Origin of the sequence: Microcystis sp. M090S1 (assembly GCF_020246295.1) — a bacterium.
Taxonomy (GTDB): domain Bacteria; phylum Cyanobacteriota; class Cyanobacteriia; order Cyanobacteriales; family Microcystaceae; genus Microcystis; species Microcystis aeruginosa.
Map to the genome: position 1 here is coordinate 1 of NZ_JADBTF010000193.1, position 10,931 is coordinate 10,931.

Sequence of the window (10,931 nt, forward strand, 5' to 3'; positions counted from 1 at the left end):
GAAGATGCAGGGGTTTTGAGCGATTCTAGCAGATTTAAGTGCATTTGGGAAGCTCTCAATCAAGCTAAAAGCCCTTTCCTGTAAGGTTTTTAGCTTTATTCAGCAGACCCTACTTACTAATTTTGACTATCTCTTGCTTTACTACCACCCACAAACATCTAAAATTTGTCTTCAAGTGTCCCATTCTTCCATTTAGGTAAAAGTTAACTATGAGTGCGAAATTTTGCCTATTAATCTCCTCAAAAGTCTTGCGAATTGAAAAGCATTTTGGGCAAAAGCTAGATTCATGGCTGGCTGAAGCTGAGGCGGCAAATATTTCTAATTGCGGTTTGTCTAATTATGCTCTATATAGCTTGTCAGAATTTGAGAAACGTCCAGATGTTAATTTGAATTTGCCAGATAATATCGGCGATCGCTATCATGTAATAGATTGGGGATTTTATTTTATGTCTGATGCTATCCTGAGAGATTTTTTATCTTGGCTGGCACAAATATATGTTTATGGAGAAGTGGGAGTATTGAAATATTGGTCTGATGAACTTAGACGGTTTCCCCCAATTAAAATTAGTAAGATTCAGCAGTATATTTCTCATTTTTCTATGAAGAATTTACCGCTAGATGAACTCTGTTTTTTTTTATTAGGAGAAATCAATGAAACTAGCTAACTTATTTCCTTTAAGCAAGGAACAAAGACAGACACTCATTCGTAATTATCAAATTCTCCGACAAGAAGTCGATAAGATTGGTAAAGAGTATGAACAAAAATCTTATGAAGAACTGTTCAGCAAAAATGAACCAACAATTTTAACGGTAACAACGGATGCGGGTTTCAAACTAACCTTCGTTGCGGAAGCTTACCATTTACAAAAAAATGGGACAATCTGCTTTTGTATTGATGCTGATGGTTTACCAACCCTATTTTGCATCAAGCCATCCTACAATTTCTACAAACGTTCTGATGACTCGGTGTATTACTAAATTAATCCTTTTCTTTCCCAGATGAACAGCTTATATTATATCTGGTTAAATAACCGTGATATTGTCAAGGCGCAATCCTAGCACCCTTTACATCTGCCATGCTTCCCACAGCAGCCAATTGATTTATTCAGCAAACCCTAATTAGGGTTTGCGGCCAAAAGTAGGCGCGAAGCATTCGGATAGAAAATCTCTGGTTTCACCGATAGGTTATTGCCCGAATTCATCGCCCCTACAGGACGCGGGCCGATGAAGACGCAAGGTTTTGAAGCACGATTCTCTCAAAATCTTGCACCTGTTTCGCGAGAAAAGCCACAAAACCTCTACCTTGCCTACATTTCACATTTATTCAGCAAACCCTAATTATGGATGCTTTTGCCGATAACCTGTACTGCACTGAAACTGATTAGGGGAAATTTTATTACAAATGCTCAAGCTTGTTCTTTTGCAACTCTAGCGCTTGCCACCCTCCCATACTTTTTAAACAGGATTTCGTCTGACTGCTGATTCCTGATTCCTGATGGCTGTTCCCTGAATCATCCCGCAGTTTTATATTTTCTTTAGACATGGACTGTCCTAAAACCTGCTCAGAGCGGCCAAAAGTCAGAAAATAGAAATAAAGGTGCGATTGGAGAACTCGAGCAGCGATCGCAACCGTCAGCCGCCATTGGAGAAAGATAAAGTTATGGCAGATAACTACAGAAGTCGCATTGTTACCCAAGGTACCCAACGCAGTCCTAATCGGGCCATGTTAAGAGCGGTAGGTTTTGGGGATGAGGACTTTAGCAAACCCATCATCGGCATCGCTAACGGATTTAGCACCATTACCCCCTGTAACATGGGAATTAATGATTTAGCAATGCGTGCCGAAGCAGCCACCAGATTAGCGGGGGGAATGCCGCAACTTTTCGGGACTATCACCATTAGTGACGGGATTTCCATGGGAACAGAAGGGATGAAATATTCTCTCGTTTCTAGGGAAGTAATCGCCGATTCCATTGAAACCGTCTGTAATGGTCAAAGTCTCGATGGAGTCCTCGCTATCGGGGGTTGTGACAAAAATATGCCGGGGGCAATGATTGCCATGGCCCGGATGAATATTCCCGCTATTTTCGTCTATGGTGGCACAATTAAACCGGGACGGTACAAAGATTGCGATTTAACCGTGGTCAGTTCCTTTGAAGCCGTAGGACAGTACAGCGCCGGTAAAATCAGTGAAGAAGACCTCATCGGAATCGAACGCAACGCTTGCCCCGGTGCTGGTTCCTGTGGTGGAATGTTTACCGCTAATACCATGTCTTCCATTTTTGAAGCCATGGGGATGAGTTTACCCTATTCCTCGACCATGGCCGCCGAAGATGCAGAAAAAGCCGATAGTACCGAAGAATCGGCCAAGGTTTTAGTCGAGGCGGTTAGAAAACAGATTCTACCTAGCCAAATTTTGACCCGTAAAGCCTTTGAAAACGCTATTTCGGTAATTATGGCGGTGGGAGGTTCCACTAACGCTGTGCTGCACCTTTTAGCCATTTCCCGCACCATCGGGGTAGAATTATCGATCGATGATTTTGAAACCATCCGCCAGCGTGTACCAGTTATCTGCGATCTTAAACCCTCCGGGCGTTACGTTACCGTGGATCTGCATAAAGCCGGCGGTATTCCCCAAGTGATGAAAATTCTCCTGGTTAATGGTTTACTGCACGGGGATGCCCTAACCATTAGCGGTCAGACTATCGCCGAGATTTTAGCCGATATTCCCGACCAACCGCCCTCAGGCCAAGATGTTATCCGTCCTTTTAGCAATCCTGTCTATAAAGAGGGTCATTTAGCCATTTTAAAAGGAAATCTGGCCACAGAGGGGGCCGTGGCCAAAATTAGCGGCGTGAAAACTCCGGTAATCACCGGGCCCGCCAGGGTGTTTGAGTCGGAAGAAACCTGTTTAGAGGCAATTTTAGCCGGAAAAATTAAAGCCGGGGATGTGGTGGTTGTCCGTTACGAGGGACCAGTAGGCGGACCGGGTATGCGGGAAATGTTAGCCCCCACTTCGGCAATTATCGGCGCCGGTTTAGGGGATTCCGTGGGATTAATTACCGATGGTCGTTTTTCCGGGGGAACCTATGGCATGGTAGTTGGTCACGTCGCTCCAGAAGCGGCGGTGGGTGGTACAATTGCCCTAGTAGAGGAAGGGGATCAAATCACTATTGATGCTCGTCAGCGTCTCTTGAGTTTAAATGTATCGGAGGAAGAATTAACCCGTCGTCGTAACCATTGGCAACCGCGCCCCCCACGCTATAAAACGGGAATTCTCGGCAAATTCGCCAAGTTAGTCTCTTCTAGCAGTCTCGGCGCTTTAACGGATCTGAATCTGTTCTAAAAGTATAACTAGGAATGGCGATCAATTGCGATCGCCATTTCCCCCACTGCCCACCGAACACCCCCACTGATAACTGATAACTGATAAGACTGACGGCTCTAATTAGGGTTTGCGGCAAAAAGTAGGGGCGAAGCATTCGGATAGAAAATCTACGGTTTCACCGATAGGTTATTGCCCGAATGCTTCGCCCCTACAGGACGCGGGCCGATGAAGACACAAGGTTTTGAAGCATGATTCTCTCAAAATCTGGCACCTGTTTCGCTCGTAAAGCCACAAAACCCTTACCTGGCCTACATTTCACATTTATTCAGCCAGCCCTAATTAATGCTCATTCTTAATTCTCCTGCCTCCTGACGACCGACTCCTGCCTCCGTTAAAGATTAATAACTATGACCTATCTACTCACTGTCTATCGAGCGCTCGAATGCCGTCCAGATACCTATCGGGACTGGTATGACCAAGGCAATATTTTAAAAGAAAGAATGGACTATTTTGGAGCCTTAATCAGCTACGAAAAAGCCTTAGAATATTATCCAGATGATTATTGGGCATGGTACAAAAGGGGTATGATACTAGAAGACTTGGGAATGTATGAAGAAGCGGCTCAAAGTTATGCTAACGCCGCACAGGTAAAGGATGATAACTATTGGGCTTGGTACGATCAAGGTTGTGTTTATCTACAGGAATTAAAGGACTACCAAAAAGCGATCGCTTGTTTTCAACGGGCCCTAAGTCATAGTCCGGGGGACTATTGGGCGGCCTACCGGCAAGGGGAGGCCTATCGATTGCTGAAAAATTACGAACGCGCTATCACTTCCTATGATCTGGCCCTAGGGGCGCGACCCCGGGATTATTGGGCCTGGTATCGTCGCGGCGACGCTTTCCGGGATTGGGGCAATCCCCAAGAGGCTTTATTTAATTATCGTACCGCCCTCGATATCCGACCGCAAGATTACTGGTCCTGGTATCAACAGGGTGTGATCTTACAAGCATTACAGCGTTTACCAGAAGCGATCGCCTGTTATGAAGAATCGTTAAAAATTGATCGAGATGATCGCTATGCGTGGTATAATGCCGCCTGCTGTTATGCTGCCCTCGGTCAACAAGAAAAAGCGATCGACTGTTTACGGGAAGCCATGGACATAGAACCGGATATATGTGGCGAATTAGTGCGTAATAACTTTGTTTTCGATGGTTTAAGGCAAAATGAAACCTTTAATGACCTCTTGAGTTGCTATTCCCCCAGCTAAAGTCTTTTTGCAGCACCTAGGGTTTGCTGAAAGGGTTTGTCCTGGGTTGTGTGGGATTTTAGGCATTTTCAGGGAAAAGTGCCTAAAATTTCCCCCTGATCACTTCAATATCTGGCACTTTTTTGATGGCAAAAAAGCCTAAAAATATTAGCCAACAAGGTTTTTAGATTCATTTAGCCGGTTTGGATTAGCTACAATTGCAATTAGAGACAAATTATTGAGAATCTTATGCGAGAACTAGACAGAGACAAAACCATCGAACAACTGAACGAAATCATGGAATTTGAACTAGCGGGAGTTGTCCGTTACACCCACTATTCCCTGATGGTGACAGGTCCCCATCGTATCCCCATCGTCCAATTTTTCCAGACTCAGGCCACGGAGTCCCTCACCCACGCGCAACAAGTTGGGGAAATTCTCACCGGTTTAGAAGGTCATCCTAGCTTAAAAATTGCCCCAATCGAGGAAAGCTATGAACACAATATCAAAGCAATCTTGAGTGAGAGCCTCAATCATGAGAAAAAATCCCTTGATTTGTACAAAGCACTCCTAGAAACCGTCGAAGATGCCAGTATTTACCTGGAAGAATTCGCTCGCGGTATGATCGGACAAGAAGAATTACACAATCTGGAAATTCGCAAGATGCTGCGGGATTTTGCTTAAGCTAGGATCAAAGCTAGAGTTTATTGACTAGCTTATGAATCTTAGTTCCGCTTTACCCACTTTTATTATCACTCTCCGGGAAGGTTTCGAGGCCGCTTTAGTGGTGGGAATTGTCCTCGCTTGTTTACAAAAATCGGGTCGATCGCAACTTAACTCATGGGTGTATCGTGGTATTGGTGCGGGAGTGGTCGCTAGTGTTTTGGTCGGTATTTTGCTAGGGGGAATCCTTTTGCAAGTGGATGCCTCTCCTAGTCCATTCGTACCAATGCTCAAGGAATTACTGGCCGCTACTTTTGGACTGATTGCCGTTTTGATGTTGAGTTGGATGTTAATTTGGATGACTCAACAGGCCAAATCTTTGAAATCTGAGGTAGAAAGTGCGGTAAAAGCGGGGTTAAAATCGGAAAATGGGGCAGGAAAAGCGATTTTTCTGCTCGTTTTTATCGCTGTCTTGCGGGAGGGATTTGAAACAGTTCTCTTTATCTTGGCCCAATTCCAAAAAGATTGGCAGATACAAACTCTCGGCGCGATAGCGGGGTTAAGTGTGGCGACTTTGTTGGGAATTCTCCTATTTGCAGGGGGAGTAAAAATTAATATCCGTCTCTTTTTCCAAATTATGGGGACTTTCCTACTCTTAATCGTTGCGGGATTACTCATCGGTGTTTTGAAACATATCGACGCAGGAATCAGTCTTTTAAGTGAAATTGACCCTTTTTATCGCCATTTCTGTCCTTCTCTCCCCTCCTCCTGTCTTCTCGGTTTTCAAGTTTGGGACGGTTCCCAAATTTTGAGCGATCGCACTTTCCCCGGACTCCTCCTCAAATCCCTGTTTGGTTATCGTCAAAACCTCTATATCAGTCAAATTGTTGCCTATATCCTCTTTTTACTGCTTATCGGTGGCCTCTATTTCCAAAGCTTACGACAACGTCCTCAAACAGTGACCAGTAAACAGTAAACAGTAATCAGTGATCAGTAAACAGTAAACAGTAAAAAGACAGCAGGAAACTTCTATTTAATACTGCTCACTTAACACATACTGCTCACTTAAAACTCAAATCTGATAACTTACCCACTGATAACTGATAACTGATAACTGATAACTGATAACTGATTATGACTACTTGGCAATGTGACGGTATCCCTAAAGATGGTAAAACTTATCCGCAAGCGATTGCGGGAGGTCATGAACCCTGCGACAATACTACTCCTGATTGTCCTATCTGTGGCCTGCCTAGGGAAGCGATGGATCCCGTAACAACGACGGTTAAAACCACGGTTGTGGTGTCCCCGGGGGGTACAACTAGAGTCGGCCAAAAATCGAACTGGTTACTTCCCTTCGCTTTGATAATTACCGCTTTAACCGCAGGTTTAGGGGGTTGGAGTCTATTGCAAATGCTGATTCCCAAACCCGATACTTCCCCAGTCGTCCAAGAAAAAACCCCAGACAAGCAACCCAAGGCAACTTTGGTGAGTAATACGGCTAAAAATCCCGATTTATTTAGCCAAGGTGAGAAAATACTGCTTAATTCCACTCCTAACAAAGAAAAAGGCGCAGCGGCCTTTAAAAAGGAAGATTGGGCAAATGCGATCGCATCTTACCAACTAGCAGCCACTCCCCAAGCAAACGATCCGGAAGGCAAAATCTATTACAATAACGCCAAAGCTAGACAAAAAGGTAATCAAAATACTATAGCCGTTGTTGTCCCCATCGCTAACGACCCCAACAGCGCCAAGGAAATTCTCCGAGGTGTGGCAAGGTATCAAGAGGAGTTTAATAATTCTAATCCGGGTAATCCTTTGGAAATAGTCATCGCTAATGATGGTGGTGGGTTACAATCAAAAGCGATCGCTGATGATCTGATTCAATCCGGTCAAGTTTTGGCAGTTATGGGCCACGGAATCGATCCTTTTAGTCAAAAAGCGATTGAAAGTTACGAAAAAGAAGGATTAGCGATTCTCTCTCCCCTGACTACCAGTGTTAGTCAAACGGGAAAATTAACCCTGAAAACTATTCCCCTTAAGGATAAATCTCAGGAAGTTTTAGGCAGTTATCTGGAAGCGGTGGCCAAAACTTTGGCTAATTATGCTAGTAAGCAAGAGAATTCTCCCTCAGTGGTTCTGTTTTATAATTCCGATAGTCCCTATAGTCAAAAATTAAGGGATTCCTTTGCTAAAGCAATAAAGGAACCGGGAGGCAAGATAGTTAAGGAAATAGACACAACCAAAGCCAATTTTAACGCTAAAACCGCCATAGATCAGGCAAGACAAGCCGGCGCTAAGGTGGTATTTTTGGCCCTGAGTAAAGACGGCGATCGCATAGATCAAGCCGTGGCTATTGCCCAAGAATCGTCAGGAATGCTCTTATTAGGCGGAAATGAACTTTATACACCCGATATCCTTATTCAAGGAGCGGATAGCATCGACGGATTAGTTCTAGCAGTACCTTGGAGTTTCCAAGCAACGGATCCTTTTGCTAAAGATGCGCTGAAAAGTTGGCGCGGTCGCGTCAGTTGGCGTACTGCTACCGCCTACGATACCATGAAAGTATTAGGGGAAGCGATCGCTAAAAGTTCTGACCGTGCTACTGTAGTCGAAACTTTAAATCGAGGAATCACCTTGCAGGGAAGCACCACGGATTTTAAGATTTTTAATCAAGTTCCCCTGGTGCGTGCTAATCGCGGCAATGAGGGGCCAAAGGGTTCTCAATATCAATTCGATCCTATCTAAAATAGATAATGTGATGTCGAGGAGTAGAATCAAGTCTAATTTTATGAACAATATCTTACCCATCCTAGCTTTGTTAATGTCGGTGTCGGGAATTGCCGTGTCTTTGGGACGGGAGGAAGTCCGATGTCATCTCGGTTTAGAATCGGCAGCCTGTCCCCAGGAAGAACAAAACATCAGCGAAGACACCCCCCCAGATACCCCCGCAACTACCCCCGCAACTACCCCAGAATCTCCCCGGATAGAAGAAACTCCCGCGGAAACTACCCGCAATAGCGAAGCTTCCCCCGAAGTTTCCCCGTCTCCTGAAAGCGAAACCCCGGTGGAATTCACTCCCATCCCGGAAAAGAACCCCAGTCCAGAAGTACCCCCCGAAAATCCCCCCACCCCGGAAACCAAAGCGCTCGAAAAAACTCCAGATGCAGAAAAAAGTCTCGATGTCAATCCATCTATAGATGGAGAAACTGAAAGTATTCCGTTAGAAGTTATTCCCCCCGGACAGTAAAATCGGACAAAATCAATTGCTGCTGGGGTAGGGTTGATTCATGAATCAACCCTACAGACTCCAGACAGTAAAATCGGACAAAATCAATTTCTGGCTGAGGATAGGAACTCATGCAAGAAGTAGTTATACTAAATCTGGTTATTAAAGACTGATTATTTATTCCCTTTTTTGCATGAGTGCATGAGTAGAAAACGGGTTTCTCCGAGAAACCCGTTTTCTGTGCGTTACTCAATTTTATCTAGCTTCTTTCAGCAAACCCTAACTATTGGATTAACGTTTCTTGCGAAGTCCCATTAATCCGAGTCCCCCGAAAGCGAGAAGTCCAAAGATAGAACTGGGTTCGGGAATAGGTGCGTAGTCTTCAACTTCTCCATGAGAGACACAGTTAGTTGGATTATTAATATCGGGGCAATCTCGTGAAAAGACTTCACCAAAAGGAAGTACGTCGCCAATAGGATCGAAAGTTAAACGGAAACGACTATAAAAGCGACGTGGATCAAAGTTTAGTTTTCCAGATGTATTGTTTTTATTATAGCGTTTGGTCAACACCCCTGCTGTCAGTCCGAGCCTGTCATCAATTATTAGTTCGTTCGCATGATCAAATACTCCATTTTTATTGAGATCCCACCAAGCACGAAGATTGTATTGAGCTTGTTCAGGTCGAGTAATATTAAAAATTACATCTACCCAACTATCCCCAAAGATTACACCATCTTCATCATCAACTGGGGTAGGAAATCCTCCCAAAATACTCTTGTCATCACCATCTGCTAGGATTGTCGGTTGACCGTCAATTTCGCTATCCCACTGCGCTCCCAGTCTTTGAAGAACACCTTGATCATAGCGAGGACCATTTGATTCAAGCAAAGTCTTATAGCTATCAGGGGCATCTCCAAAATCATTAGGAGTCGTCAATAAGTATATAACACGCAGTGAAATTAGTTCCTCATCATCTATCCCGATGCCACCATTATTAGTTAATTTTCCTGCATTATCCCATGACAGATCATCTAATACCCCAGGACCTTTTAGAATATTTCCTCCCAATTGATAAATACCATTACCTCCATCCGGTTCGTAAAATTCGTTATCTGCACGATCTTTATTTGAATCAGTGATCTTCATTGTTTTATTATCAAAATTAAATTCATGGACACCAACCACATGGTATATCCACCACTCAAAATCACCAGGCACATTAGGATTGTTATTGCCAGCACGGATGTATGGTGGCGCAGTGGGGGAGACTTCATCAATAAGGGCGAACGCTCCCACAACGTTCAAGTTCGGTAATGTTTCCGGAATAGTCGCCCAATTCTTTCCGAAGTAATAATCTTTGACTCTCAAATTACCTTTATCATTTCCTACAAACCAAGGCGCATTTACCCAGCCACCATTACCTACCCACTTCGGCACAAAGTTTACACCATTAGCATTCCCTACAAGATTAGCAAAGTTAAGATAATTACCCTCAAAGAGTTCAGCACCTAGACTCGTATTCGTGAAACCCTTCAATTGTATTCCAGCGTTATTATCTGCAATGGACATGGCGACAGTTGCTGCTGAAGTGACGTAACAACATCCTATAAGTTTTTCCGTCCATACTCCAGTATTTTCCGTCTGATGCTGGAAGTGTCGGTATGGATTAGGGATAGAAAAAGCTTTAACTGAATTTGCATAACCTATTTGACACAGTGTAGCCAAAAAAGTTGTTCCAAGAGCAAAAGCGCGGTTTTTCATTCTTTTAGTCCTAAATCGTGTTTTTGTTGGTGTAAATAAAAAATAAATTAATGCCATTCGCACCCTATTACAGCCAGATCAACCAACAGCCCAACCCAACCGTAATAGCAGATAGCGGAATGATACACACTCCCCCCCCCACAACTGTATTCTAAGCTACATATTTATAAATATTTACACTCCTCTCCGTCATACAAAATCTGGTTATTAAAAACTGATTATTTATTCCCCCTTTTTGACTTTTTTCTCGCCGTTAGGCGGGTCAATTTTTTTGAGAAAATTGAAGTATATTAAGTTTTGTTAAGAACAATGAAACTGAAACGGTTATCGGTGATTCAAAAGTATTATAATTGTCTTTGTTATCCTCAATCAATAGTTTCTGCTTGTCAATAATTATGAATAGTTATCAAACCCATAATGCTTGTAGGGGCGAAGCATTCGGGCAATAACCTATCGCTGAAACCGTAAATTTACTATCCGAATGCTTCGCCCCTACCCTAAATTTTTTCTTGTTTTTCTCTTGTTCCAAGGCTCTGCCTTGGAACAGAATATTTAAGGCTCTGCCCTGACTGACGGACACAAGTGGGTCAAAACCTGACAAGACAAGGGTTGCCAAAAAGAAAAAGATCTGGGTAGATAGGGAAAAAGCAAGAATCCCTACAAGATGAAAACCGAGAACAGAATCTTCTCCCAAGTTTATTCC

9 protein-coding genes and 1 pseudogene are annotated in these 10,931 nt (G+C 43.6%); 8 read left to right on the top strand and 2 right to left on the bottom strand.

The features are described 5' to 3' along the window. Window positions 1–209: 209 nt before the first annotated feature. The 8 genes from IM477_RS08755 to IM477_RS08790 all read left to right on the top strand — a co-directional run bounded on the left by IM477_RS08755 (window position 210) and on the right by IM477_RS08790 (window position 8,488). On the top strand, window positions 210–665 hold the full coding sequence (locus IM477_RS08755) for a hypothetical protein (RefSeq protein ID WP_287731401.1): 456 nt from the start codon (window positions 210–212) through the stop codon (window positions 663–665). Then, a complete protein-coding gene (locus IM477_RS08760) occupies window positions 652–978 on the top strand; it encodes a hypothetical protein (protein WP_194018312.1) in 327 nt (108 codons plus the stop codon). The genes IM477_RS08755 and IM477_RS08760 overlap by 14 nt, the downstream gene beginning before the upstream one ends. A gap of 682 nt (window positions 979–1,660) precedes the next feature. Next, window positions 1,661–3,346, top strand: coding sequence for a dihydroxy-acid dehydratase (gene ilvD, locus IM477_RS08765; protein WP_287731408.1), 1,686 nt, complete (start codon window positions 1,661–1,663; stop codon window positions 3,344–3,346). A 389-nt stretch (window positions 3,347–3,735) separates the two neighbouring features. After that, window positions 3,736–4,596 carry a tetratricopeptide repeat protein gene (locus IM477_RS08770; RefSeq protein WP_287731402.1) on the top strand — a complete coding sequence of 287 codons (861 nt, stop codon included), beginning with the start codon at window positions 3,736–3,738 and terminating at the stop codon, window positions 4,594–4,596. Window positions 4,597–4,824: 228 nt separating this feature from the next. Then, window positions 4,825–5,259: a ferritin-like domain-containing protein gene (locus IM477_RS08775; protein ID WP_002731529.1), complete on the top strand. Its 435-nt coding sequence runs from the start codon at window positions 4,825–4,827 to the stop codon at window positions 5,257–5,259. A gap of 34 nt (window positions 5,260–5,293) precedes the next feature. Then, the gene (locus IM477_RS08780; RefSeq protein WP_287731403.1) at window positions 5,294–6,214 is read left to right on the top strand and encodes an FTR1 family iron permease; all 921 of its coding nucleotides are present in this window, start codon (window positions 5,294–5,296) and stop codon (window positions 6,212–6,214) included. A 158-nt stretch (window positions 6,215–6,372) separates the two neighbouring features. After that, window positions 6,373–7,986: an ABC transporter substrate-binding protein gene (locus IM477_RS08785; protein WP_287731404.1), complete on the top strand. Its 1,614-nt coding sequence runs from the start codon at window positions 6,373–6,375 to the stop codon at window positions 7,984–7,986. 43 nt (window positions 7,987–8,029) lie between these two features. Continuing rightward, a complete protein-coding gene (locus IM477_RS08790; RefSeq protein ID WP_287731405.1) occupies window positions 8,030–8,488 on the top strand; it encodes a hypothetical protein in 459 nt (152 codons plus the stop codon). Window positions 8,489–8,758: 270 nt separating this feature from the next. On the opposite strand, the gene IM477_RS08795 is transcribed toward IM477_RS08790, so the two are convergent. Together IM477_RS08795 and IM477_RS08800 are read right to left on the bottom strand one after the other, a co-directional pair. Beyond that, on the bottom strand, window positions 8,759–10,285 hold the full coding sequence (locus IM477_RS08795; protein WP_287731406.1) for a PEP-CTERM sorting domain-containing protein: 1,527 nt from the start codon (window positions 10,283–10,285) through the stop codon (window positions 8,759–8,761). A gap of 349 nt (window positions 10,286–10,634) precedes the next feature. Further along, window positions 10,635–10,931: pseudogene (locus IM477_RS08800) on the bottom strand (hypothetical protein); the annotation flags it as partial.